Raw genomic sequence first — 23,855 nt, forward strand, 5'->3', positions numbered from 1 at the left:
CAACTCGCCCCGGAGCCGCTCCACATCCCCCAGCTTCACACCCAGAAGATGCCCACCAACAGGCAAGATCGCTCAACGTAACGAAGTACTACTAGTCGGCGGGGCCCTGCACGACCGCCCGCGGACGGGTCTCGTGCCTCCGCACCTCCGCCCGTGACCCCGGCCGCCGCGGTGAGGGCGGCGACGGACCGGACCGCGGTGGTCAGGCCGTGGGCGTCGGCGAGGACACCCGTGACCAGTGCCCCGACCGCGAACCCCCGTCGTGCCACAGCCGGTGGACGCCGACGGCCCGGTCCCGCGCAGCCAGGTGGGCGGCGTCCCCGATGACGGCGAGCAGGGTCGGGTGGACCAGTGCGGGGCCTGCGCCGAGCAGGGCCCGGGCCGTCTCCCGCACCGGGAAGGTGGCGGCGACCGCGACCAGGCCGAGGGCGGCCGCCTGGAGCAGCATGCCGGTGGTGATCAGGTGCTTGCGGCCGAGGCGGTCCGACCACCAGCCGGTGAGCAGTTGCCCCGCACCCCATGCCCCGGACCGCCGGGCGGAGCGCGGCGAGGATGCCGATGCGCCCAGGCCAGGGCGTCGTTCAGGTTGTTGACCACGCCCGCCCAACCGGCGGCGGACAGCGCCCGGCCGCCGAGGCTGGTGGTGCGGACTGGTCGGGCGGTGCTCAGCCGGGGCTGCTCGCCCGCGGGCCAGGGCGTTCCCATGTCTCTTGGACGGGTTCGATCCATGGGCGGGGTCACGCTCCCACCACCGCCCCGGGAGCGGGATCGGGCTGCCCGGAGGCCGCGTCGGCCCCGGTCGGCAGGCTCCCGGGCAGGCGGCGGATCGCGGGGATGGCCAGCAGGGCGAGCGAGGCCGGGACGGCGAGGACGGTCATCCCGAACAGCGTCGGACGCACGCCGAGACCGTCGGAGAGCGGACCGGCCAGCACCAGCCCGAGCGGCATCAGGGCGACGGAGATCAGGTGGTCGTAGGAGCTGACCCGGGAGAGCACCCGCTCCGGTATGTGCACCTGGAGCGAGGTCTCCCACAGCACGAAGCACAGGGACACCCCCACCCCCGTGACCGCCTCCAGCACGGCGATCGCCCAGACCGGCGCGCCGGACCCGATGATCAGCGCCTGGCAGGAGGCGACCGCCAGCGCCACGGCCGCGACCGCCATCGGGCGGGCCGGTTTCAGGCGGTAGGCGCACACGTCTCCCACGATCGAGCCGAGGCCGAACGCGATGACCACCACGGTCCACGCACCGGCCCCGCCCCATTCGCGCTCCGCCAGCACCGGCCCGAGCACGAACACCGAGGGCAGCACCACCACGTGGTAGACCGCCAGCGCCAGCATCCCCGCCCAGACCCACGTCCGGCTGCGCACCTGCTGCCAGCCGACCCGGAGCTCGGCCAGGAACCCGAGCCGCGCACCTCGCTCCGCCCCGCCACCGGCGCCGTCCACCACGTCGGCCGCCGGGCCACTGACCGCCGGGCCGCCGACCGCGCCCAGCCGAGCCAACACGGCCGCACTGACCGCGAAACTCGCGGCGTCCATCGCCAGTGCCCCGCCCGGGCCGACCGCGGCGATCAGCAGGCCGGCCAGCGCGGGCCCGACCACCAGGCTGCTCGACTGCACGAACCCGCGCAGTGCGTTCGCCTCGCGCAGTCGGTCGGCGGGGACGAGCAGGGGCAGCAGCCCGGTGGAGGCGGGCAGGAAGAAGGCGTCGGCGACACCGAACAGCGCCATCAGCAACGCCAGCACCCCGACCCGGGCGGTACCGGTGAACAGCAGCACCGCGACGGCCGCCTGCACGGCGCACCGCACCAGGTCGGAGGCCAGCATGATCCGCTGTCTCGGCAGTCTGTCCGCCCAGACTCCCCCGGCCAGCGTGAACACCAGCAGCGGGAGCAGCCCGGCGGCCGTGACCAGCCCGACGTCGGCCGCCGAGCCCCCGATCGACAGCACCGCGAAGGGCAGCGCCACGAACGACACCCGGTCGCCCAGGACCGACAGCGCCTGGCCGACGAACAGCCGGGCGAACTGGCGCTCGACACGGAGCACTTCAGGAATCACGACACCCACGGGACCTCCTCGACGAACCCGGCGACTCGGCTGACGCAGCGAGCAGGGCGATCGTAGGAAGGCCCCCGGCCCCCTGTCGCGTGATTTATCCGCAACGCCACCAATGCCCCTTTTCCGTCGAACTCCCGTCAGCAGAAGGGGACTTGACTCCGACCTCCCACCTCACGGCCGAACCCGGGCGCGGGCCTTCCCTCTTGCCCTCCCTCCCAATCCCACCGATCGGCCAGACTTCTCCAGCCGATCCGCCGACCCCTCCCTCCGTCTGACGGACGTCCACCTCCGCCCGAAGCGCCGTCAACAGGTCGCCCACGCACCAGGCGGCAACCGGCGTGACGAGGACGTGATCCTGGCGCGACGCGCTTGTGATTGCCACGTTCGAGTGAATAGGCTCCTCCCAGCCCGCACCGCCGGGCCCCGCGCGCGAATACGCCGAACCCCGTCCGCCGCGCTGTCGGGTCGACCACCACCACCCTTGGACGGGGGCGGGGGAACCACGATTGTTGCCGTTCCCCACGGCTAGGGGTGAAGCCGTCCGCGCCGGGTGACCGGGGCGTGGCGGCCGGGCCTCCTCCCGGTCCGAACCCGACAGCTCACCTCGCAGGCGTGCGGAGAGGATCCTGCATGCTCTTCACGGGTTCGGGACGTCACCGCCGGCAGGGCCCGGCGGAGAAGGCCGCCGAGCGCGCGATCGCGGCGGCCGGCGTGGCCGGCGTCGGCATCGCCCTGCCGCTGCTCGCCGCGACCGGCGCACACGCCGCTCCCAGCGCGGTCTGGGACCGGGTCGCCGACTGCGAGAGCGGAGGGAACTGGGCCTCCAACCCGGGCAACGGCCTCTACGGCGGCCTGCAGATCAACGCCCAGCGCTGGACCGACTACGGCGGCACCCAGTACGCCCCGCTGCCGAACGGGGCCACCCGCAGCCAGCAGATCGCCGTGGCCGAGCGCATCCTGGCCACCGAGGGCCCCTCGCCCTGGTCCGCCTGCGCGGACGACGCGGGCCTGAACACCGCCACCGCACCGGGCGTCGTCGACGACAACGACTCCGCGGACGAGACGGGTTCGCTGCGCGGCGCCCGCGGCGTCGCAGCGGTCAACGCCGCCCCGGACGGCAGCACCGTCCCGGCCGGGAACGCCGCACCGGTCTTCTCCGGCCTGCCCGGCTACGACCCGGTCTCCCACGTGTACTGGTACGAGAAGAACGGTGCCTGGTTCTGGACCAGCCACCAGAGCCTGTACGAGCGCTACATGCAGCTGGCCCACCCCCACCCCCAGCCGCAGCCGAGCACCCCCGCCCCGGACGCCCAGGCCACGCCGACCCTCCCGCCGACCGCCCCCGGCGTCCCGCTGCTGCCCGCCGACCCGAGCGCCACGCCCAGCCCGAGCACCCCCGCCGACGGCGGCAACGCCAATGGCAGCGGCGACGGCACCTCGAACGGGAACAACGGGAACGGCAACGGAGACGGGAGCAACCCCGGAAACGGGAACGGGAACGGAAGCGGTCTGATCCCCACCCTCCCGGTCATCCCCTCCCCCAGTCCGTCGGCCGACCCCGGCACCGGCACCGGCACCACCCCCGAGGCCACCCCCAGCGGCACCACGGCGCCCCCCACCGCGGGCGCGTCCACCGCTCCGGCGACCTCGGCGGCCTCGGCAGCCCCCGCGACCCCGACCCCGGCCGCCCCAGCAGCCCCGGCACCGGCCGCAACCGCCGCCCCGTCCGCGCAGGCGTACACCGTCAACCCCGGTGACACGCTGGCCGCGATCGCCCGCGAGCACGCCGTGGGCGGCGGCTGGTCCGAGCTCTACAAGTCGAACCAGCAGGTGGTCGGCGAGAACCCGGACCTGATCCGCCCCGGTCAGGTGCTGGACCTGGGCTGACCCCCGCTCCGCCGGTGCGCGCCCGGCTGAGCCGCCGTCACTTCGGGACGGCGGCCAGCCCGGTGCAGCCGCGCAGGCCGTCGCGGCGCTGCTGGGCGGCCTTCGCGGCGCTGCCGGTCTGCGGGACGGGCACGCCGCGGCCGTCGATGTGGGCGGGGGTGAAGTCCTCGCCGGTGACGCGGCCGTCCGCGGTGACGGTGAGCGTGGTGACGCCGGTCTCGTCGGAGGCGGTGTAGTTCGAGGTGCCGTACCAGAGGAAGTTGCCGAAGCCGTACGACACGTAGGTCTTCCCGAGCATGCCCGCGCCGAGCATGGTGTGGGCGTGGGTGCCGACCACGGCGGTCGCTCCGGCGTCGGCGAGCTCCTTGGCGAGGCCGGTCTGCGCGCGGGTCGGGCAGGCCACGCCCTCGTCGCCCCAGTGCAGGTAGACCAGGACCACGGGCGCCTGCGCCTTCGCCGCGGCGACGGCGCGCAGCAGCGCGTTCTCGTCGAGGGCGGAGGCGATGCCGGGCTTGTGGGCGCCGGCCCGCCACTTCTGGTTGGTGATCTCGTTGACCTGGCTGGCCGCCAGGACGGCGACCTTCACGCCGCGCACGGTGGTGACGTACGGGGCGTACGCCTCCTCGGCGTCCTTGCCGATGCCGATCACCGGTATCGGGGAGGCGGCCTTGGCGGCGAGGGTGTCGGCAAGGCCGTCGGGGCCGAAGTCGACGGCGTGGTTGTTGGCCTGGGAGACCACGTCGACGCCCGCGTCCTTGAGCGCGTCGAGCGCCTTGGGCGTCGTGCGGAAGGTGTAGGTCTTGGGCTCGGCCTTGCCCCGGCCGGTGATCGCGGTCTCCAGGTTGAGCACCGCGAGGTCGGCGGCGGACAGCGTGCCGGAGATCGGGCCGAGGGCGGTGTCGGCCTTGGCGGCGCCGAGCCGGGAGGCGGTGCGCCCCTCGAAGTGGACGTCTCCGGCGAACGCCACCGTGATGCTGCCGCCCGTACCGGTGCCCGCCGGAGCGCCGCCCTCCGACGCCCCGGGGGCCGGTCCGGTGGGCGCGGCGGTCGCGGCGCCCGTGGGTTCGGGTGTGCCGGAGGCCGGGGCGGCGGTGGCCGCGCCGCTGGCGGCCCGGTCCGCGGAGGGCTCCGGTCCGCCGCATCCGGCGACGGTGCTGAGCAGCAGGACGGTGGCGGCGGCAGCGGCTGTGCCGGCCGTGGCGCGGTGCATGAACGGACCCCCCGGTGGTTCGGTGACGACGCACTTTATCCGCGTCGTTCGAACACCGGAAGCCCACACCGACACCGAATGATCACGATCCGGGAACCGGACCGGACGGCTCCGCCCCCGCGGCACCCCGGGGGCGCCCGCTCAGGCCACCACTCCGGCGGCGCGCAGCAGCCAGCGGTTGGTCCGGCCGACCAGCCCGGCCCGGTCGAGCACGGAGACGACCTTCTGCGCCATCTCGACCTTGGTGGCCCGCCAGCGCGGGTTGGCGCGGGCCGCGGCCTTGCCGACCTTGGGGTCGATGCCGACGGCGGCGTAGAGCCGGGGGTGGATCAGCGCGGTGGTGGCGTAGTAGACGATCAGTCCGATGAACAGCTGCTCGTACCGGCGACGTACCGGGCCGAGGCGCTTGCGGACGAGCTCCTCGCGGGCGTAACTGATGTGCCGGGCCTCCTCGATGACGTGGATCCGGGAGACCTGGCGGGTGAGCGGCTGGAGGGTCTCGTCGTTCATCACCTCGCGCTGGAAGGCGTCCAGGATCTCCTCGACGTACATGGTGCCGCCGAAGGTCTGGCTGTGGGTGGAGATCGCCTTGAACAGCCGGCCGAGGTTGTGGGCGACGAACCCGGCGCCGTACGCGGGGACGCCCATCTTGGCGATCATGCGGGCGAACATGATCGAGTGCCGGCACTCGTCGGCGATCTCGGTGAGCGCGTACTGGACGTGGTTGCTGGTCGGGTCCCGGTCGAAGGCGTGGCGCAGCAGCATCTGCATGAGGATCTCCTCGAACCAGATGCCGACGCTGGCGATGGAGGCGACCTCGTGCTTGGAGAGTTCGATCCGCTGCTCCTCGCTCATCCGCTCCCAGAGGTCGGTGCCGTAGAGGGAGAGGTGGCGGGGCGGGCAGTAGTAGGCGCCGGGGACGGGGTCGGCGTCCCAGTCGACGTCCGTGAGGGGGTTGAACGAGAGCTTCGCGGAGGAGGCGAGCAGGCGTTCGGCGGTGCGCTCCCGGTCGGGGGCGGTGCGGGCAGGGTGGGGCGACATGCCGGCTCCTTCGCGGTGGGGGCGGAGAGGGTGGAGTGGTGGCCCTGCCGTGAAGGTAGAAGTTATTAGACTTTCCGTCAATACAGCACGCGCGAAGCGGCCCCGACCGGCGCCTGACGGTCCGCCTGCCCCGTGCTCCCCGGCCCTACCAGCCCGCCGGGTCCTGCCAGGCCGCCAGCACCCGGCCGCTGGTGAAGCGCCGCCGCCGTCCGTCCACCGGGTCGGTGAACTCCAGCGAGCGCGCCAGCAGTTGCAGCGGGCGCCGGTAGTCCTCGGGGTCGCCCTCGCCCAGCACCTCGGGGTAGAGCGGGTCGCCCAGGATCGGCAGGCCCAGCCCGTTCATGTGCACCCGCAGCTGGTGGGTGCGCCCGGTGCGCGGGGCGAGGCGGTAGCGGCCCAGGCCGTCGCGGGCCTCGGCCAGTTCGATCCGGCTCTCCGCGTTGGGCTCGCCGGACTCCTCGTACGCGTCGAGCCGGCCGCGGTCCTTGCGGATCCGGCTGCGCACCACGGCGGGCAGCCGGGCCGCCGCGCCCTCCTCGTACCGGGCGATCGCCTCGTACTCCTTGACGGCCTCGCGGCGCTCGAACAGGCCCTGGTAGGCGCCGCGGAGCGCGGGGTCGGCGACGAACAGCACCACGCCCGCGGTGAGCCGGTCCAGGCGGTGGGCGGGGCTGAGCCGGGGCAGGCCGAGGTCGCGGCGCAGCCGGGCGAGGGCGGTCTCGGTGGCGTGGCTGCCGCGCGGGGTGGTGGCGAGGAAGTGCGGCTTGTCGGCGACCACGATGCGCTCGTCGCGGTGCAGGACCTCGACCGGGAAGGGCACCACGGGCTCGGGCGGTCCGGGTTCGCGGTGGAACCAGACGTGGCCGCCGGGCTCGTAGGGCGCGTCGGCGGCGACCGGGCCGTCGGCGGCGACGAACTCGCCGGCCGCGAGCATCGCGGCGATCCGCCCGTCCCCGGCGGCGGCGCCGTAGCGCTCCTCCAGGTAGGCGCGCACCGTCGGCCAGGCGCCCTCCAGCGGCAGTCTGACGTGTACGGGGTCGATGCCGTCGCGTTGCGGCAGCGGGCTGACGGGGGCGGGTTTCCTACGCACCACCGCGCGCCACCGGGGGGTTCGTCCGACGGGTGTCCATCCGGTCCACCCTAATTCCTTCTTAGCGGATGGCGGGAACCCGGGGTTGCCACCAGTCCGCTCGAACGTTGGGGCGTGATGCCTGGGTCCACCCGGACCGTTGAGGTCTCCCGCTAGAGCGGCACACGGCCCCGGCGCTCGTTGCAGTGGTGGTCGTGTGGACATCGGATGGACGCCTAGATAGCACCTGGCTTCGCGGCCTTGCCCCAGAGCGGCGGTGTCCGGCGTCTGCGTGACCACCACCGTCAACACCTCGTACTTGATCACTCGTTGGTGTTGGTGGTGCGAGCCCGCCGCACGGTGACCTCTCGATCTACCCGAGCTGCTCAAGCGCTCGCAACAGACCGAGGCCCGCGCGGCGCGCTGGTGCCACGAACGGCTAGTGAGGTGGCGGACCGACCAGACGGTCGAGTCCTGGAATTAGGTCGCTGCGTGGCCCCGCATGCGCTCGTAACCAGCGCAGACACCGCGTCCCGGGGAGTTAGAGTTGATCTATTGCGGCATTGACTGGGCTGAGAAAACGCACGACGTCGCCCTGGTCGACGACACTGGCCAGTTGCTGGCCAAACGGCACATCACCGACGACTTGGCCGGCTACGAGATCCTCCTGGGCCTGCTTGCCGAGTACGGCGACACCAAAGAGTGCCCGATCCCGGTTGCGATCGAGACGTCTCGCGGCCTGCTGGTCGCTGTCCTTCGGACTGGCCGACGGCAGGTGTTCGCGATCAACCCGATGGCTGCCGCCCGCTATCGCGACCGGCACGCCGTCTCCCGCAAGAAATCTGATCCCGGTGACGCCCTTGTACTGGCGAACATCCTGCGCACTGACATGCACGCCCACCGGCCCCTGCCCAACGACAGTGACCTGGCCCGCGCGATCGCCGTTCTCGCCCGGGCCCAGCAGGACGCAGTCTGGAACCGGCAGCAGATGGCGAACCAGCTACGCTCGCTGCTGCGGGAGTACTACCCCGCTGCCCTGGACGCCTTCGCCAAGTGGGACAACGGCCTGTGCCGCCCGGAGGCCCGCGAGTTGCTCAGGCTCGCTCCCACCCCGACCCAGGCCGCCCGCCTGACCCGCCCCCAGATCACTGCGGCCCTCAAGCGGGTCGGCCGCAAACGCGGTATCGAGGCGGAAACGGAACGGCTACGCGAGGTGTTCCGCGCCGACTGGGCCCACCAAGCCGCTCCGGTCGAAGAGGCGCTCGGCCAGCAGATGCTCGCCCTCCTCGGCCAGCTCACGGCCGCCTGCACGGCGGCCGACGATCTCGCCCATGCGGTGGAGGATGCCTTCCCTCAACACCCGGACGCCGAGATCATCCTCAGCTTCCCAGGCCTGGGCACCCAGCTCGGCGCCCGGGTTCTCGCCGAGATCGGCGACGACCGCGCACGCTTCGCCGACGCCCGCGGTCTCAAGGCATACGCTGGCGCGTCCCCCATCACCCGGGCCTCTGGCAAGAAGTCCAGCATCACCCGCAGATGGGTGAAGAACGACCGACTCAACCACGCCGGCTACCTATGGGCCTTCTCCGCGATTACCGCCTCACCCGGCGCCAAAGCCCACTACCGCCACCGCCGGGACGACGCCGGTGACTGGCACGCGGCCGCCCAGCGAAACCTGTTCAACCGCATGCTCGGCCAGCTCTACCACTGCCTCAAAAACCGCAAGTTGTTCGACGAGCTCATCGCCTTCCCTACCGCGCAGGAGCCCGCTGCGGCAGCGGCGTAGACGATTGGGTGAACCGACACCCCACCTCGCCCTGAGGAGTGAACGACCCCCGCCTCCCTGTCTGTCACAGGCCAGCGGCACACTGCGGGCATGAGCGATACCCCGAACCCTGCCCGTCTGAGACTCGAACTGACCTGGGTCGGGTCTATGGGCGGCCCACTGATCGTCGTCCCGGTGTCCGCACTGCACAATTGGGGTGGCTGCACCGAGGACGGCATGATCCTCGGCAACACCGACCAGCAGGACGACTACGATCGGGCCTGCGCGGTCGCGGACTACGCCGGGGTGATCAGCCTGCGCGGAACCGACTCCGCGACCGCTCTCGTGCTGGGCGATACGCCCGACAGCACCTGCTACCTGCCCGAACACCGGGCCTTCATGCGATGGCTCGCGGCCGACTCCGATACCGAGCTGCTGGCAGCCGCCGAGATCGTACTGAGCGACCCGGCGACGCAGTGGGAGGAGTGCGGCGTCTGGGAGACCGACGGCCCCGCAGTCCTCATGGACTCGGCCGAGGCTGGCAAGGACCTCGGAGTGCCCTACCCGAACGGCAGAGGATTGCCGGACGAAGCCCCGGTCCCCGTCCCTGCAGGGCGCTGGAGAGTCCGCGCGTTCCACCAGCGGGCCAGCGAGGGCGCCTGGGTCGGTGTGGTTCAGCTCCATCCAGAAGCCGAACCCACTCGTTAGCAACCGTGCCTTGGGCATTCGAACAGCGAGTTCCACCCGCGCCCAGTCTTGACTCCTTGGCGCCGTGAGGTGTCTAGCGGCAGGTCACCCGTCTGGGCGCGGGCGGCCCGCCGTGCGACGATGGCAGGGCGGTGACCACCCTCCGGAACGGCAGGTGGCCAGATGGACACCGACAGACAGCGCACAGCACCCCGGACCCGCACCACCTCCCCGCTCGCGGCAGGTGGCGCGTCGGTACCGGACGGTCTGCTCGCGATCCCGGTGGCCACGGCGCTGATCGCGGCGGACGGCCGGATCCTGCACTGGAGCCCGGACGCGGAGGCCCTGCTCGGCTTCCCGACGGACCTGGCGGTGGGCACGCGCGCGGCGGACATCCTGGTCGGCCCGGAGCGGCGCCCGGAGGCGCTGGAGCTGTTCGCCCGGATCCTGAGCGGCCGCCCCTGGGCCGGGGTCTACCCGGTGCGGCACCGGGACGGGCACCTGGTGCAGCTCGACTTCCGGACGTACCCGGTGCTGGACCGCAGCGGCTCGCCGATGGTGCTGGCGGTGGCGTCCGACGTCAGCGAGGTGCAACGGCTGGCGGCGGACCTGGCGCTGCTGAACGGGTTCTTCACGCAGTCGCCGGTCGGCATGGGCGTGCTCGACACCGACCTGCGCTTCGTCCGGCTGAACGAGGCGCTGGCCCGGATCAACGGGCTGCCGGTGGCGCAGCACCTGGGACGGCGGCTGACCGAGCTGCTGCCGGGGATCGACGGCCGGACGGCCGAGGCCACCATGCGCCGCGTGATGGCCGACGGCCGCCCGCTGGTGGACCTGCGCACGCACGGCCGGACGGCGGCCGACCCGGAGCGCGAGCACGCCTGGTCGGTGTCGACCTTCCGGCTGGAGCAGCCGGACGGCACGGTGCTGGGGGTGAGCACCACGGTCGTGGACATCACCGACCGCTTCGAGGCGGAGACCGTCGCCGAGGCCGCCCAGCAGCGGCTGGCGCTGCTGAACGAGGCCTCCACCCGGATCGGCACCACGCTGGACCTGGCCACCACGGCCCGGGAGCTGGCCGAGACCGCCGCCCCGATCCTGGCCGACACCGTGGTGGTGGAGGTGCTGGACGGCCTGGTGCGGGGCGAACCGCCCGCGCTGCCGGACCGCAGGGACCGGTCCGCGGTGCTGCGCAGGCTGGCGTTCCACACCGTGCCGGGCAGCGGGATGACCCCGATCGCACCGGTCGGTTCGGTGCAGCGGCTGCACCCGAGCACGCCGTACGCGTGGGCGCTGTCGCACGGGCGTCCGGTGCTGGTGCCGCGCACCGACGGCGCGGCGATGAGCTGGTTCGCGGACGACCCGGTGCGCGGCGGGGCGATCCGGGCCCAGGGGGTGCTCTCGCTGATGGTGGTGCCGCTGATCGCGCGCGGCGCGGCGATCGGCACCGCGACGTTCTTCCGCTCCCGGAACACGGCGCCGTACGGGCAGGCCGACCTGGCGCTGGCCGGCGAGCTGGCGGCGCGGGCGGCGGTCTCGATCGACAACGCGCTGCTGTACACCCGGGAGCGGGACGCCGCCGAGCAGCGGCAGCGGGCGCTGGAGGCCGCGGAGGCCGCCCAGCAGCGGCTGGCGCTGCTGAACGAGGCCTCCACCCGGATCGGCACCACGCTGGACCTGTCGATCACCGCGCAGGAGCTGGTGGACGTGGTGATCCCGCGGTTCGCGGACTTCGTGACGGTGGACATCCGCGAGGCGGTGCTGACCGGCGAGGACCCGGAGCCGGTGCCGGAGTCCGGTTCGGTGGCGCTGCGGGCGGTCGCGGTGGGCGAGCGGGAGGGCGGCACGCTGCTGACCGGGGCGGCGGACCAGGTCGGGGAGACCACGCACTCGGCCAAGCTGTACGCGCAGGCGATGCGCACCGGCCGGTCGATCCTGGTGCCGCACGTGGACGAGGCGGAGCTGCGCCGGATCGTCGCGCACCCGGACCGGGTCCAGCCGGGCCTGGACGCCGGGATCCACTCGTACCTGATGGTGCCGCTGCTGGCCCGCGGCCAGGTGCTGGGCGGGGTGGAGTTCGTCCGGCTGGCGAACCCGGAGTCGTTCACCCCGGCCGACCGGGCGCTGGGCGAGGAGCTGGCGGCGCGGGCCGCGGTGTGCATCGACAACGCCCGGCTGTACCGGCGGGAGCGGGACACCGCGCTGACCCTGCAGCGCAGCCTGCTGCCGCAGGACGTGCACGGCACGCCGGGGCTGGAGATAGCGCACCGGTACCTGCCGTCGACGGTGGGCGACGAGATCGGCGGCGACTGGTTCGACGTGGTGCCGCTGACCGGCGGGCGGGTGGCGCTGATCGTCGGGGACGTGATGGGGCACGGCATCCGGGCGGCCGCGACGATGGGCCAGTTGCGGACGGTGGCGCGGACGCTGGTGACGCTGGACCTCGACCCGGCCCGGGTGCTGCGGCGGCTGGACGAGGCGACCGCGCAGCTCGGCGAGGGCCAGTTCGCGACCTGCGTGTGCGCGGTGTTCGACCCGGTGGACGAGGAGTGCATCCTGGCCTCCGCGGGCCACCTGCCGCCGGTGCTCTCGGAACGGGACGGCGAGGCCCGGCTGGTGGAGCCGCCGCCGGGCGCGCCGCTGGGCGTGGGCGGGGTGCCGTTCGAGTCGGTGCGCTTCCCGCTGCGCGAGGACGGGCTGCTGGTGCTGTACACGGACGGGCTGGTGGAGCGGCGCGGGCAGGACCTGGACGACGGCCTGGAGCTGCTGCGCGCGACGGTCACCCAGCGGCAGCCGACCCTGGAGCGGGGCTGCGACGCGGTGCTGGGGGCGTTCGGGTCGACGCTGGGGCAGGACGACGTGGCGGTGATCATGGCGCACGCCGGTCCGGTCGGCGCGGACCGGCTGGCGACCCTGGCGCTGTCCGGCGATCCGGCGCTGCTGCGGTACGCCCGGGATTTCGTCCGGCGGACGCTGACCGGCTGGGGGCTGACCTCGCTGGTGGAGCCGGTGGTGCTGCTGACCGGCGAGCTGCTGGCGAACGCGGTGCTGCACGCGGGTTCGCCGATGCAGCTGCGGATGTTCCGGGGGGCGCTGCTGACCGTGGAGGTGTCGGACGCGGACAGCCGGGAGCCGAGGCTGCGGCCGGTGGGCGAGCACGACGAGGGCGGACGGGGAATGCTGCTGATCAACGAGCTGGCGCACCGCTGGGGCAGTCGGGCGACCCGGGACGGCAAGGTGGTCTGGTTCGAGATGGAGCTTCCGGTCCGATCGTCACACTGACGCGTCCTCAACTCCCTTTCCCCGCAAGCGCGTCAACCCCGCACGTCGCCCCGTACGGCATCCGGCGGTACCGCGCTCACCCGTCGCGGCGGTGCCCTTGCCCCGGCCGGGTGACCGCCCGGACCGCCGCGTGCGGCCCGGGCCCGCGGGCGCCGATGATCGTCGCGTCCCGCACCAACCCGCGTCCGACGCCACCGCGTTCGGCGCTGAGCATGGAGAACTCGATGCGTTCCAGCCTCGCCAAGGTCACCACCGCCACCTTCCTCACCGGGCTCGCCCTGCTCGGCGGAGCCGGCACCGCCTCCGCCCACTCGCACCACCACAACCACCACCAGGAGACGCACCCGCACGGGGCACTGGCCGTCGGCGGCGACGCGGCGGCCCAGGGCGGCGACGCCCTCGCGGTCGGCGGGGACGCCTGGGCCCAGGGCGGGGACGCGCTGGGCGTCGGCGGGGACGCGGGCGCGCTGGGCGGCAGCGCCGGTGCGGTCGGCGGGGACGCCTGGGCCGAGGGCGGGAACGCGGGCGCGGTCGGCGGCGACGCCGAGGCGCTGTGCGGCTCGGCCCTGGCCGTCGGCGGCGACGCGCTGGGCAGCGGCGGCGACGCCCTCGCGGTCGGCGGGGACGCCTCCTCCTCGCACTGACGCCCTCGGCGCCGCCCCGGCCGGGCGGGTCCGCCGCCGACCCGCCCGGCCGCGCTGCCGCTACGGGAGCGGGGTGACGTACGCCCCGGAGATGCCGCCGTCCACCAGGAAGGTGCTGGCGGTCATGAAGGAGGAGTCGTCGCTGGCCAGGAAGGCCACCGCGGCGGCGATCTCCTCGGGCTCGGCGAACCGGCCGAGCGGGATGTGCACCAGTCGGCGGGCGGCGCGCTCCGGGTCCTTGGCGAACAGCTCCTGCAGCAGCGGGGTGTTGACCGGTCCGGGGCACAGCGCGTTGACCCGGATGCCCTCGCGGGCGAACTCCACGCCCAGCTCCCGGCTCATCGCCAGCACGCCGCCCTTGGAGGCGCTGTAGGAGATCTGCGAGGTCGCCGCGCCCATCACCGCCACGAACGACGCGGTGTTGATGATCGACCCCCTGCCCTGCCGCCGCATGTGCCCGATCGCGTACTTGCAGCACAGGTAGACCGAGGTCAGGTTGACGTCCTGGACGCGCTTCCACGCCTCCAGGCCGGTGACCAGGATGGAGTCGTCGTCCGGCGGGGAGATGCCCGCGTTGTTGAAGGCGACGTCCAGGCCGCCGTAGTGCGCGACGGCGGTGTCGAACAGCGCCCGGACCTGCTCCTCGTCGGTGACGTCGGTGCGCACGAACAGGCCGCCGACCTCGTTGGCGGCCTTGGCGCCGGTCTCCTCGTCGATGTCGGCGCACACCACCTTCGCGCCCTCGGCGGCGAAGCGGCGCACCGTGGCCAGGCCGATGCCGCTGCCCGCGCCGGTGACGACCGCCACCCGGCCGTCAAGTCGCTTGCTCATGTGGTTCATTCCTCCGTCGCGATGAAGACGTTCTTGGTCTCGGTGAAGGCGTGCAGGGCGTCCGGCCCGAGCTCGCGGCCCAGGCCGGACTGCTTGAAACCGCCGAAGGGCGTCCAGTAGCGCACCGAGGAGTGCGAGTTGACGGACAGGTTGCCCGCCTCCACCGCCCGGGCGACCCGCAGGGCCCGGCCCACGTCGCGCGTCCAGATCGATCCGGACAGGCCGTACTCGGTGGCGTTGGCGATCCGCACCGCATCGTCCTCGCCGCGGAACGGGACCACCGCGACGACCGGGCCGAACACCTCCTCGGTGAACGCCCGGTGGTCGGGGGCGATCGGCGCCAGCACCGTCGGCGGGTACCAGAAGCCCGGCCCCTCGGGCGCGCTGCCGCGGAACGCCACCTCGGTGTCGCCGTCCACGTAGGACGCCACCCGGGCCCGGTGCGCGGCCGAGATCAGCGGCCCCATCTCGGTCTTCTCGTCCGCCGGGTCGCCGACCCGGACCCCGCGCACCGCGCGCTCCAACCGCTCCAGGAACTCCTCGTGCACGCTCGCCTCGACCAGGATCCGGGAGCGCGCGCAGCAGTCCTGCCCGGCGTTGTCGAAGACCGCGTACGGGGCGGTGGCGGCGGCCCTGTCCAGGTCGGCGTCGGCGAAGACGATGTTGGCGCTCTTGCCGCCGAGTTCGAGCGTGACGGGCTTGACCTGGGCGGCGCAGCCCGCCATCACCGACTTCCCGACGGCGGTGGAGCCGGTGAACACCACCTTGCGGACGCCGGGGTGGGTGACGAAGCGCTGCCCGACCACCGGGCCGCGGCCGGGCAGCACCTGCAGCACGCCCTCGGGCAGGCCCGCGCGCAGGGCGAGTTCGGCCAGCCGGAGCGCGGTGAGCGGGGTGAGTTCGGCCGGTTTGACGATGACGGTGTTCCCGGCGGCCAGCGCGGGGGCCAGCGCCCAGGCGGCGATCGGCAGCGGGAAGTTCCACGGCACGATCACGCCGACCACGCCCAGCGGCTCGTGGAAGGTGACGTCGAGGCCGCCGGCCACCGGGATCTGCCGGCCGAACAGCCGCTCGGGCGCGCCGGCGTAGTACTCGATCACGTCCCGGGCGTTGCCGGCCTCCCAGCGGGCGTTGCCGATGGTGTGCCCGGCGTTGGCGACCTCCAGCACGGCCAACTGCTCGCGTTCGGCGTCCACTTCGGCGGCGAAGCGGCGCAGCAGCCGGGCCCGGTCGCCGGGCGCCACCTGCCGCCAGCTCTCGAACGCCGCCCCGGCCCGGGCGATCGCGGCGTCGGTCGCGGCCAGGTCGGCCAGTTCGACGGTGGCGATCACCTCCTCGGTGGCGGGATTGACCACCTGGTACGGCTCGGGCCCCTCGGTCACCTGCTCCTCCTCGCTCTCGGTCCTGTTCCGTTCCGTTCCCGCACCGCGGTCGCCCGCGGCGGCTCGGCACGGCCGCTCCTCACGGTTCGGCAGGGCCGCTCCTCACAGCCGCTCGAAGCCGCGGCGACGCTCCCAGTCGGTCACCGCGGCGTCGTACGCGGCGAGTTCGACCCGCCCGGCGTGGGCGTAGTGCCGCACGACGTCCTTGCCGAACGCCTCGGTGGCGGCCTCGCTGGACTCGAACCGGTCGACCGCCTCGCGCAGCGTCGCGGGCACCCGGGGCGCGTCGGAGGCGTAGGCGTTGCCGGTGAACTCGGCCTCCAGCGGCAACTGGCGCTCCACGCCGTGCAGTCCGGCCGCGATCAGGGCGGCCACCGCCAGGTACGGGTTGACGTCGCCGCCGGGCACCCGGTTCTCGAACCGCAGCGAGGCCCCGTGCCCGACCACCCGCAGCGCGCACGTCCGGTTGTCGCGGCCCCAGGCGATCGCGGTGGGGGCGAAGCTGCCCGGCACGTAGCGCTTGTAGGAGTTGACGGTCGGGGCCAGCAGCAGCGCGAACCGGTCGAGGCAGGCGAGCTGCCCGGCCAGGAAGTGCTCCATCGTCCGGGAGAAGCCGTGCGCGCCCTCGCCGGGGAACACCGGGCGGCCCCGCTCGTCGCGCAGGCTCAGGTGCACGTGGCAGGAGTTGCCCTCGCGCTGGTCGTACTTGGCCATGAAGGTGAGGCTGACGCCCTCCTGCGCGGCGATCTCCTTGGCGCCGGTCTTGTAGACGGCGTGGTCGTCGCAGGTGGTCAGCGCGTCGGCGTAGCGGAACGCGATCTCGTGCTGCCCGAGGTTGCACTCGCCCTTCGCGGACTCCACCGTCAGCCCGGCCCCGGCCATGCCGGTGCGCAGGCGGCGCAGCAGCGGTTCGATCCGGGCCGTGCCGAGGATCGAGTAGTCGACGTTGTACTGGTTGACGGGCGTCAGGTCCTGGTAGTGCTTCTCCCAGGCCTGCTCGTAGCTGTCCCGGAACACCATGAACTCCAGCTCGGTGCCCACGTACGCGCTCCAGCCGTAGCCCGCCAGTCGCTCCAGTTGGCGCCGCAGCACCTGGCGGGGCGAGACCGCGACCGGGGTGCCGTCGTGGTGGGCGAGGTCGCACTGGACCATGGCGGTGGCCGGGTGCCAGGGCACCAGCCGCAGGGTGGCGAGGTCGGGGGCGAAGACCAGGTCCCCGTAGCCGTTCTCCCAGGAGGAGACGGCGTAGCCGTCGACGGTGTTCATCTCCACGTCCACCGCCAGCAGGTAGCCGCAGCCCTCGGCGCCGCCGGTCAGCACCTCGGTGAGGAAGTACCCGGCGTCCAGGCGTTTGCCCTGCAGCCGGCCCTGCATGTCGGTGACGGCCAGCACGACCGTCTCCACCGCGCCCTCGGCCACCAGTTCCCGCAGTCGCTCCACCGTGAGCCGTGCCTCGGTCATCCGCCCACCACCTCCGCCACCCGGCCCACCGCACGCGGACCGGTCCGCCACAGCGACGATGATCCCGCCCCCGGCCCGGGCGCACCAGTGTCCGCGCGGGTGTCAGAAGTTCCTGATCAACCGTCAGAAGATCATTACTGAAGGTGAGATGACTGCTCGTCGGCCCTTTCGCCGCGCCCTCCCCTCCGTTCCCCGGGCCGAAATCCGATTGCCCCGGACGGCCGGAACTGCTTCGGTGGCGCCTGCCCGCCCGTCCCGTCCTCCCCGGACCTCCTCCCCGGAGCCTGCCACCCGTGACCTTCCGTCTGACCGCCCTCACCGACCCCGCCGGTGGCCCCCGCTCGCGCCGCCTCGCCTGGCTGGCCGCCGCCCCGGACGGCACCCCGCTCGGCAGTGCCTTCCTCCGACTGTTCACCTCCCCCGGCCAGGCCCACCTGTGCGAACTCACCCTGGACGTGCACCCCGCCGAACGGCGGCGCGGGGCGGGGTCGGCGCTGCTCGCGGCCGCCGTGGCCGCGGCCCGGGAGGACGGGCGCGGCGCGCTGCTGGCCCAGGCCGTCGAGGGCTCCCCGGGCGATGCGTTCCTCACCGCCCGCGGCTTCGAGCGGGCCCTCGTCCTCGACTTCGGCCGACTGGACCTGACCGCCGCCGCCACCGCTCCCGGCCCTGCCGCTGCCCCTGCCCCTGCCCCTGCCGTCGAACTCCCGCCCGGCTACCGGCTGGTCTCCTGGGTCGGCAGTTGCCCCGGGGAGTGGCTGACCGCCTTCACCCGCTCGCGCACCGCCATGGACGACATGCCGATGGGCGACACCGGGTTCGGCACCGTCGTCTGGGACGAGGAGCGGGTGCTGTCCGCGGCCCGGGCGGTCGCCGACCGGGGCGAACTGCTGCACACCGTCGCGGTGCTGGAGACCGCCACCGGCGAACTGGTCGGCTTCAGCGAACTGGTGCTGCCCGCCGACCGCTCCGGTGACGCCCAGCACTACGGCACCGCCGTCCAGCCCGCCCACCGCAGGCGCGGCCTGGCCCGGGCGATGAAGGCCGAGGCGATCCGCTGGACGCGGGCCGAGCACCCCGGGATCACCGGGCTGCTCACCGACACCGCCGAGCACAACACCGGCATGCTGGCGGTCAACCGCGCCCTGGGCTACCGCAGCACCCACCGCTCCGTCGAGTTCCGCCTCTCCCTGCCCGGGGAGGCCGCCCCACCCGGGTAGGGCGTCCCACTCGGGTAGGCCGTCCCACCCGGCTCAGCCCACCTGCTCCCCCGCTCCGTCCGGCTGCGCCCCCGCATCGGCCGTGCCGTCGGCGCCCCCGGGCCCCGGACGGGCCCACCGGGCCGCCGCGCCCGCGACCAGGGCGGTGCCGACCGCGAAGGCGAGCAGCACCGGCCGGTCCGGCGCCCCGTCGTGGGCCAGGCCCTGGACCGCCCAACGGGCCAGCGCCCAGCCCGCGACGGCCAGCCCCGCCAGCAGGGCGACGGCCCGGCCCGCACCCGCGGCGCGGTCCTGCGGTCGCAGGTGCCGGGCCAGCCGCAGCAGCAGGCCGTCGACCGGGCGGAGCGCGGCCAGCAGCCCGCCGAGCAGCGCTGCCAGCAGCAGCACCCACACCGGCCGCCAGGCCCACCAGAGGGCCGAGCCGACCTCCGGTTCGGGGGCCAGGTCGGTGAGGTAGAAGGCTGCTCCGACGGCCAGCACGGGCACCATGTGCCAGAGGTACAGCGACATGCCGGCCCGGCCGAGCGGTGCGACCAGGCGGCCCGCCCGCCGCCGGGCCCGCAGGGCCCGCTCGGCGTACGGGGCCAGCAGCAGGCACAGGCCGCACTGGGCGAACAACCAGGCCAGCATCGCCAGCGACGGCGGATCGGTGTTCGAGACCTCCTCGCCACTGACCAGGACCAGGCTGACCGGGAACGGCCCGAACCCGACCAGTGCCGCGTACCCGGCGGCGCCGCCCGTGGTCAGGGCCGCCGCGAACGCCGGACGGGCCGCCAGGCCGCCCTCCCGCCAGGCGAAGCCGAGTTGGTAGGCGACGGCCCAGACCAGCAGGTAGTTCAGCAGGCCGACGCGGTGCGCCCCCTCGGTGTCGGCGCCGAGCACCAGCAGGTCGACGGCCGCCCCCGCGGCGGCGAGGGCCGCGACCGAGCCCAGGCCCCAGCGCCGGTGCAGTGCGGCCAGCCAGGGCGTCAGCGCGCTGATCACCAGGTAGACCGGCAGGAACCAGAACTGCATCGCCAGGGCCCACCCGACCATGCCGAGCAGCACCGGATCCGCCCCGCACGCCCCGGCGACCGCCAGACCACCCAGGGTCGGCAGCAGGTACGCGGCGGTGGGCAGCAGCAGCCGCAGGGCCCGGCCGCGGATCCAGCCCGCTGCCGTACCGCCCCCGGCCCGGCAGCGGCCCCAGGAGCCGGCTGCCGCGTAGCCACCGGCCAGGAAGAACACCGGCATGATCTGGAAGCCCAGGGTCAGCCACTGCGTCCACGGAACGGTCACCATCAACTCGGGTGCCGTCAACGCCCCGTCAGGTCCCCGCACCAGTGCGGTGATCAGCCAATGCCCGAGCACCACCAGCACGATCGCCCCCGCGCGCAGCAGGTCCACGTACCCGCTGCGGCCCGTTCCGTCCTCCACGTCCTTCCCCCGTCCCCTTCCCGTCCCCGTAGCGGTCATCATCGCCAGCCGTCCTCCACGTCCGCCGCCCCCGGCGCGTTGCGGTTCGGCCACAACCCTCCCTCCGGTTCGCGCCTCGCCGTGCGCCCCGCCCTTCTGCCGCCGTCCCCGGGCCGGAGCGTGGTCGCGCGGTCAAACCCTGGTCAAGGATGAGGTGGTGGGGGTGGCGGGGGCCTATCCTGGTCGCGCAACGACAAGACACCTCGTTCGGTGAGGCGTCTTCACGGACACAGGCCACTGATCCCACCCGTCGAGAGACGCTCCGGATCAGGACAGGTCTCCCCGGCCCAAGGGGTGACCCCAAGTGGCTTCCCCGCTACCGGGGACACGCCGTGGAGTGCCAAAGCTCTGACGAGACTGGGGTGTGCCGGGCCGCCGCGGCCCGGTCGCCTGCCGCGCGGCCGCGAGCTGAACTCGTCGGCCAGGACCGGGAGGAGGCGGGATGGACAGCAGTAGTCCGGGGCACAGTCGGCCCCTCCCCGTCGCACCCTCGCCGCTGTTCCGCGGTTCGAGGCAGTTCTCCTTCCGCTGATTCCGCCCTGGGTGGTTCCCTCCCGCTGGCCCGCTCTCCGTGGGCACCGAGCGGCCGGGTGCCGCCGGTCGTCCGCCGTGTCGGCCGCCCGCCGGGCGACCGGCTCGTCGGACTGTCGCCGGTCCGACCCGCCCGGGCGGTACCGGAGCCGTCCCCGCAGCAGTCACCCGCTGCCCGGAGCCGGTCGGCACCGTCCGGAGGACCGGTTCCGCCGGATCGGCAGCCGCCGTGCCCGCCGGCTACCGGACCGTTCCGCCGCACCCGCGCGCCTTCCCGCGCGAGGTGACCGACGGCCGGTGACCGGGAGTACCGGCGGTGCCGGCACACGGCCGCGTGCTCGGGCACCGGTTGCGGACGCCGGTTCCGACCCCTCGGCCGGACGCCGGTTCCGGACGCTGCGGCCGGGCGGTGCCCGTCGGCCGTGGTGCGGGAGGAACTGCCGCGAACCGCCCGTCCGCCCCGCCCTGCCGGGGCAGAGGAGGTGTTCCCCCATGGCCACCCACACGCTGTTCAGCTCCACCACGGCCCGGCTGCGCGACCGCCGGGTCACCCTCGACCACCGGGCCACCGCCGGCCGCGCGGTGCGTTCCTCCCTCGTCTCGTTGGCCGGGCTGACCGGGGCGCCGGTCACCAACCAGGCCGGTGCCGAGGTCGGCCGACTGGCCGACGTGGTCGCCCGGTTGTACGGCCCCGACCCGTACCCGCCGGTGACCGGCCTGATCCTGCGGATCGGGCGCCGCCGGGCCTTCCTGCCCGCCGACGCGGTCGGACGGCTCGGCGCCGGGCACGTCCGGCTCCGGGCGTCCCGCGTCGACCTGCGGGACTTCCGGCGCCGCCCCGGCGAGGTGCTGCTGGCCCGCGACGTGCTGGACCACCAACTCGTCGACGTGGACGGCGTGCAGGTCACCCGCGCCGCCGACCTGTACCTCGCGCCGCTGGCCGACCGGGTGGTGCTGGTCGGGGTGGACGTGTCGCTGCCCACCCTGCTGCGCCGGCTCGGACCGCGCCGCTGGCAGGCCCGGCCCACCCCGGAGCGCGTCCTGGACTGGCAATCGGTCGCCCCGTTCGGCGAACAGGCCACCGAGGGCCCGGCCGAGGTGCGGCTGCGGGCCTCCCGCTCGGCCCTGCACCGGCTCCGCCCGGCGGACCTGGCCGACATCCTGGAGGACCTCGGCCGCAGCGAACGGCAGCAGCTACTGGGCTGGTTGGAGCCCGAGCAGGCGGCCGACGCGCTGGAGGAGATGGAGCCCGCCGAACTGGAGAACCTGCTCCGCGAAACCCGGCCGGAGCACGCCGCCCGGCTGGTCGACGAGATGGAACCCGACGAGGCCGCCGACGCGCTGCGCGACCTCCATCCGCGCGAACGGGAGACCCTGCTCGACCGGATGCCCAGCGAGGGGGCCGCCGAACTGCGCGGTCTGCTCGCGCACCGGGAGGGCACGGCGGGCGGTGCCATGACGACCCGGCTGGTCACGGCCCGGCCGGGGCAGACCGTCGCCGAGGTCCGCGCCGTTCTGGCCGCACAGGCCGAGCACCGCACCGAGCTCGACGCCGTCGTGGTGCTGGACGCCGCCGACCGGCTGATCGCCGACGTGCCGCTGTTCGACCTGGCCGTGGCCGAGGACAGCACCCCGGTCGCCGATCTGGTGGCCTGGCTGGCCCAGTTCGGCCCGCCCGTCACGCTCTCCCCCGACACCCGGCTGGCCGAAGCCGCGGACCGGCTGGTGGCCGCCCGCAAGTCCTCCCTCCTGGTGGCCGACGCGGACGGCCGGCCGCTCGGCCGGATCCTCGCCGACGACATCCTCGACGCCCTGCTGCCCGAGCGCGGGCGCCTGCACTTCCGGAGGTTCCTCCAGTGAACGCCCGCACCGACCTCGGCCCCGCCGACCCCACGACCCCCTCCGCCGCCCCCGGTCCCGCTGCCTCCCCTCCCCCCTCCGGGGCGTCCGTCTGCTCCCTCCCGGCCCAGGCGGGCCCCGCCACCCCGGCTCCCGCCGACCCCCAGGCTCCGCCCCGGCGGCGCGGGCTGCGCCGGGTCGCCGCGGTGGCGATGGTGGCCGGCCCCGGCCTGGTCGCCGCCAACGCGGGCAATGACGCCGCCGGCATCGCCACCTACGCCTCGGCCGGTTCGCAGTACGCGTACGGCACGCTGTTCTTCATGGTGCTGGTGACCGTCGCCCTGGTGATGGTCCAGGAGATGGCCGTCCGGCTCGGCGCGCACACCGGCAAGGGGCTCGGGGCACTGATCCGCGAGCAGTTCAGCCTCCGGCTGACCGCATTGGCCGTCGGCTGCCTGCTGCTGGCGAACACCGGCCTGGTGGTCAGCGAGTTCGCCGGGATCGGCGCGGCCTTCGAGCTGCTGGGCGTTCCGAAGTGGGCGGTGGTGCCGCCCGCGGCCGTGCTGCTGTGGGCGCTGGTGCTGTTCGGTTCCTACCGCTGGGCGGAGCGGATCTTCCTGGTGATGTCGCTGGCGTTCTTCTCCTACCCGATCGCCATGGTCCTCGGGCACCCGCACTGGGGCGAGGTCGGCCGGAACCTCGCGGTGCCGCACCTGCAGCCGTCCAGCGGCTTCGTCCTGCTCGCGGTGGCGCTGATCGGCACGACCGTCAGCCCGTACATGCAGTTCTACGCGGCGGCGGGCGTCGTGGACCGGGGCGCGAAGCCCGAGGACTACAGGCTGATCCGGGCCGACGCCGTGCTCGGCGCGGTGTTCGCCTGTGCGATCAGCCTGACCATCATCATCGCCACCGCCTCGGCGATCGGTGGAACGGGACCGCTGCGGTCCGCCGCCGAGGCCGCCCGGGCGCTGGAGCCGGTGGCCGGGCCGGGCGCGGAGCTGCTGTTCGCCTTCGGGCTGCTCGGCGCCTCGGCCCTCGCCGGGGCGGTGGTGCCGCTGTCGGCGAGCTACGCGATCGGCGAGGCCGCCGGGGTGGAGCGGTCGGTCTCCCGGCGCTTCCGGGACGCCCCGCTCTTCCTCGGCGTGTTCACCGCACAGATCGCCCTGGGCGCGGTCGTGGCGCTGACCCCGGTCGACGTCATCCGCCTGCTGATCGGCACCCAGGTGCTCCAAGGGCTGATCAGTCCGGTCGTGCTGGTGTACCTGCTGGTGCTGACCAACCGGCGCTCCCTGCTCGGCGCCGCTGCGAACGGCCCGCGGTACCGGATCGCCGCGACCGCAGTGGTCGTCGGGGTGGCGCTGATGTCCACCGTCCTGCTGGTGCAGACCGTCCTGGGCTGGTTCGGCCTGGTGTGAGCAGCGGCCCCGGCGGGGGCGGAGCACCGACGGCGCACGCCCCGCCGCCCACCGGAACCGGTCCTGCCCCGGGCCGGTC

17 protein-coding genes and 2 riboswitches are annotated in these 23,855 nt (G+C 74.1%); of the genes, 8 read left to right on the forward strand and 9 right to left on the reverse strand.

The genetic code is table 11. From position 1 onward, the window contains the following. Positions 1-202: 202 nt before the first annotated feature. Positions 203-607, reverse strand: a complete 405-nt coding sequence (locus tag ACFY00_RS27440; protein WP_388034202.1) for an MFS transporter — start codon at positions 605-607, stop codon at positions 203-205. Between the two features lie 130 nt (positions 608-737). Then, positions 738-2,069 carry an MFS transporter gene (locus ACFY00_RS27445; RefSeq protein ID WP_388034203.1) on the reverse strand — a complete coding sequence of 444 codons (1,332 nt, stop codon included), beginning with the start codon at positions 2,067-2,069 and terminating at the stop codon, positions 738-740. A 454-nt stretch (positions 2,070-2,523) separates the two neighbouring features. After that, positions 2,524-2,687, forward strand: a riboswitch (cyclic di-AMP (ydaO/yuaA leader). 3 nt (positions 2,688-2,690) lie between these two features. Here ACFY00_RS27445 and ACFY00_RS27450 point away from each other — a divergent pair. After that, the gene (locus tag ACFY00_RS27450) at positions 2,691-3,947 is read left to right on the forward strand and encodes a transglycosylase family protein (protein ID WP_388034204.1); all 1,257 of its coding nucleotides are present in this window, start codon (positions 2,691-2,693) and stop codon (positions 3,945-3,947) included. Positions 3,948-3,984: 37 nt separating this feature from the next. Here ACFY00_RS27450 and ACFY00_RS27455 read toward each other — a convergent pair whose 3' ends face one another. The 3 genes from ACFY00_RS27455 to ACFY00_RS27465 form a co-directional block, all read right to left on the reverse strand. Next, complete coding sequence (locus ACFY00_RS27455) at positions 3,985-5,157, reverse strand: CapA family protein (RefSeq protein ID WP_388034205.1); 1,173 nt, start codon at positions 5,155-5,157, stop codon at positions 3,985-3,987. Positions 5,158-5,298: 141 nt separating this feature from the next. Beyond that, positions 5,299-6,198 carry a diiron oxygenase gene (locus tag ACFY00_RS27460; protein WP_388034206.1) on the reverse strand — a complete coding sequence of 300 codons (900 nt, stop codon included), beginning with the start codon at positions 6,196-6,198 and terminating at the stop codon, positions 5,299-5,301. A gap of 145 nt (positions 6,199-6,343) precedes the next feature. Further along, positions 6,344-7,291 (reverse strand): pseudouridine synthase, encoded by a 948-nt coding sequence (locus ACFY00_RS27465; protein WP_388034207.1) that lies wholly within the window; start codon positions 7,289-7,291, stop codon positions 6,344-6,346. A 523-nt stretch (positions 7,292-7,814) separates the two neighbouring features. On the opposite strand from ACFY00_RS27465, the gene ACFY00_RS27470 reads away from it, so the two are divergent. The 4 genes from ACFY00_RS27470 to ACFY00_RS27485 all read left to right on the forward strand — a co-directional run bounded on the left by ACFY00_RS27470 (position 7,815) and on the right by ACFY00_RS27485 (position 13,645). Then, on the forward strand, positions 7,815-9,053 hold the full coding sequence (locus ACFY00_RS27470; RefSeq protein WP_388034208.1) for an IS110 family transposase: 1,239 nt from the start codon (positions 7,815-7,817) through the stop codon (positions 9,051-9,053). A 90-nt stretch (positions 9,054-9,143) separates the two neighbouring features. Then, complete coding sequence (locus ACFY00_RS27475; RefSeq protein WP_388034209.1) at positions 9,144-9,740, forward strand: Imm21 family immunity protein; 597 nt, start codon at positions 9,144-9,146, stop codon at positions 9,738-9,740. 162 nt (positions 9,741-9,902) lie between these two features. Continuing rightward, entirely contained in the window at positions 9,903-13,001 is a 3,099-nt protein-coding gene (locus tag ACFY00_RS27480; protein WP_388034210.1) for a SpoIIE family protein phosphatase, read from the forward strand. A 224-nt stretch (positions 13,002-13,225) separates the two neighbouring features. Continuing rightward, entirely contained in the window at positions 13,226-13,645 is a 420-nt protein-coding gene (locus ACFY00_RS27485) for a hypothetical protein (protein ID WP_388034211.1), read from the forward strand. Between the two features lie 60 nt (positions 13,646-13,705). Here ACFY00_RS27485 and ACFY00_RS27490 read toward each other — a convergent pair whose 3' ends face one another. From ACFY00_RS27490 to ACFY00_RS27500, 3 genes are all read right to left on the reverse strand, one after another. Then, positions 13,706-14,485, reverse strand: a complete 780-nt coding sequence (locus ACFY00_RS27490; protein ID WP_388034212.1) for a 3-oxoacyl-ACP reductase — start codon at positions 14,483-14,485, stop codon at positions 13,706-13,708. After that, positions 14,482-15,858, reverse strand: coding sequence for an aldehyde dehydrogenase family protein (locus tag ACFY00_RS27495; protein WP_388034213.1), 1,377 nt, complete (start codon positions 15,856-15,858; stop codon positions 14,482-14,484). Before ACFY00_RS27495 ends, ACFY00_RS27490 begins: the two co-directional genes overlap by 4 nt. A 102-nt stretch (positions 15,859-15,960) precedes the next feature. Further along, a complete protein-coding gene (locus tag ACFY00_RS27500; protein WP_388034214.1) occupies positions 15,961-17,319 on the reverse strand; it encodes a glutamine synthetase family protein in 1,359 nt (452 codons plus the stop codon). Positions 17,320-17,612: 293 nt separating this feature from the next. Here ACFY00_RS27500 and ACFY00_RS27505 point away from each other — a divergent pair, with 293 nt between their 5' ends. Next, on the forward strand, positions 17,613-18,536 hold the full coding sequence (locus ACFY00_RS27505) for a GNAT family N-acetyltransferase (protein ID WP_388034215.1): 924 nt from the start codon (positions 17,613-17,615) through the stop codon (positions 18,534-18,536). A 33-nt stretch (positions 18,537-18,569) separates the two neighbouring features. On the opposite strand, the gene ACFY00_RS27510 is transcribed toward ACFY00_RS27505, so the two are convergent. Then, positions 18,570-19,952: an acyltransferase gene (locus tag ACFY00_RS27510; RefSeq protein ID WP_388034216.1), complete on the reverse strand. Its 1,383-nt coding sequence runs from the start codon at positions 19,950-19,952 to the stop codon at positions 18,570-18,572. A 234-nt stretch (positions 19,953-20,186) separates the two neighbouring features. Then, positions 20,187-20,360, forward strand: a riboswitch (M-box (ykoK) riboswitch). A gap of 654 nt (positions 20,361-21,014) precedes the next feature. Between ACFY00_RS27510 and ACFY00_RS27515 the strand changes: the two genes are divergently transcribed. Together ACFY00_RS27515 and ACFY00_RS27520 are read left to right on the forward strand one after the other, a co-directional pair. After that, on the forward strand, positions 21,015-22,382 hold the full coding sequence (locus tag ACFY00_RS27515) for a magnesium transporter MgtE N-terminal domain-containing protein (RefSeq protein ID WP_388034217.1): 1,368 nt from the start codon (positions 21,015-21,017) through the stop codon (positions 22,380-22,382). Next, positions 22,379-23,776: an NRAMP family divalent metal transporter gene (locus ACFY00_RS27520; RefSeq protein WP_388034218.1), complete on the forward strand. Its 1,398-nt coding sequence runs from the start codon at positions 22,379-22,381 to the stop codon at positions 23,774-23,776. The genes ACFY00_RS27515 and ACFY00_RS27520 overlap by 4 nt, the downstream gene beginning before the upstream one ends. The last annotated feature ends 79 nt before the right edge of the window (positions 23,777-23,855 follow it).

The organism is Kitasatospora sp. NPDC001540 (assembly GCF_042894345.1).
GTDB lineage: Bacteria > Actinomycetota > Actinomycetes > Streptomycetales > Streptomycetaceae > Kitasatospora > Kitasatospora phosalacinea_C.

Coding starts and splice junctions, on each gene's coding strand:
- ACFY00_RS27455 (WP_388034205.1), bottom strand. CDS start 5,157: ATGCACCGCGCCACGGCCGGCACAGCCGCTGCCGCCGCCACCGTCCTG.
- ACFY00_RS27460 (WP_388034206.1), bottom strand. CDS start 6,198: ATGTCGCCCCACCCTGCCCGCACCGCCCCCGACCGGGAGCGCACCGCC.
- ACFY00_RS27500 (WP_388034214.1), bottom strand. CDS start 17,319: ATGACCGAGGCACGGCTCACGGTGGAGCGACTGCGGGAACTGGTGGCC.
- ACFY00_RS27485 (WP_388034211.1), top strand. CDS start 13,226: ATGCGTTCCAGCCTCGCCAAGGTCACCACCGCCACCTTCCTCACCGGG.
- ACFY00_RS27480 (WP_388034210.1), top strand. CDS start 9,903: ATGGACACCGACAGACAGCGCACAGCACCCCGGACCCGCACCACCTCC.
- ACFY00_RS27475 (WP_388034209.1), top strand. CDS start 9,144: ATGAGCGATACCCCGAACCCTGCCCGTCTGAGACTCGAACTGACCTGG.
- ACFY00_RS27450 (WP_388034204.1), top strand. CDS start 2,691: ATGCTCTTCACGGGTTCGGGACGTCACCGCCGGCAGGGCCCGGCGGAG.
- ACFY00_RS27490 (WP_388034212.1), bottom strand. CDS start 14,485: ATGAACCACATGAGCAAGCGACTTGACGGCCGGGTGGCGGTCGTCACC.
- ACFY00_RS27515 (WP_388034217.1), top strand. CDS start 21,015: ATGGCCACCCACACGCTGTTCAGCTCCACCACGGCCCGGCTGCGCGAC.